Annotated in this window: 3 pseudogenes; 1 reads left to right on the plus strand and 2 read right to left on the minus strand. The window is 64.7% G+C overall.

From position 1 onward, the window contains the following. Window positions 1–37: 37 nt before the first annotated feature. Window positions 38–139, plus strand: a pseudogene (locus MKK70_RS01805) (IS6 family transposase); the annotation flags it as partial. Window positions 140–351: 212 nt separating this feature from the next. On the opposite strand, the pseudogene MKK70_RS01810 reads toward MKK70_RS01805, so the two are convergent. After that, window positions 352–622 (minus strand): annotated as a pseudogene (locus tag MKK70_RS01810) (transposase); the annotation flags it as partial. Window positions 623–635: 13 nt separating this feature from the next. Then, window positions 636–824: pseudogene (locus tag MKK70_RS30960) on the minus strand (carbohydrate-binding domain-containing protein); the annotation flags it as partial.

Genomic DNA, 824 nt, shown 5'->3' on the forward strand with positions numbered 1-824 from the left:
CCTGACCAGCTTGCCGCCTCCGCCTTGAAGCAGGCCGATGATCCTGTCCGCTATCGCCGCCAAGCTGGAGCAGCGCTCCAAGGCTGACTTCAATGGCCGGCACTACGAGGCGTCGCTCATCCTGCAGGCCGTCTCCTGGTAAAGAGGTGGCCTGGAGAATCTTCACAATGGGGCTGAGTAGAGTTTCTGCCTGAGGGCGGCCAGGATGGCCGCGGATCAGGAGCGACGATCAGTAAGCAACAGCGCCCCCCGTCGCGCGGCCCAGGCTCGGCTGCTGGTGCTCTAGACTGTCCAGATCGTCCTCATGGCCGAGGAGTTGCGCGCTCTCGGTCGACACGACACTAGGGGGTGTCATCGCTTGAGCCAATCGAGGGCTACAGCGCGGGAGAGGACGCCCATGAAGCTGGCGGCGGTCTTCTCGTAGCGGGTGGCGATGGCACGCCATTCCTTGAGCCTGGCCCAGAGGTGCTCGACCTGACTGCGGTTGTTGTCGATCCAGTCTGGGCACGCGACGGGCGCCTCGTGGCGCTGGGGTGGGATCGCCGGTCGCGCCCATGTTCCAGATGTGCTGGCGAAAGGCGTGACGGGTGTCGCCGCGGTCCCCGACGACCCACTTGGGCACGGTGATGGACGTAGAGGTTGCGATCGTTGCCCCAGCCGTTGTCGGCGTTGTCGATGAACTTCACCGCTACATCGTGAGCGCCTGAGCCGAAGTTGCCCGTCAGGGTGATGTCCTGGGTCTGACCAGCAGCATGCGAAGCAGATGTGGTCAGCGTGCCGCCAACCTGCTTGCCGTCGACCGTCACGGTGAAGTGCGGGTCACC

This window comes from Methylobacterium sp. E-041, assembly GCF_022829665.1.
In the GTDB taxonomy this organism is placed as follows: domain Bacteria; phylum Pseudomonadota; class Alphaproteobacteria; order Rhizobiales; family Beijerinckiaceae; genus Methylobacterium.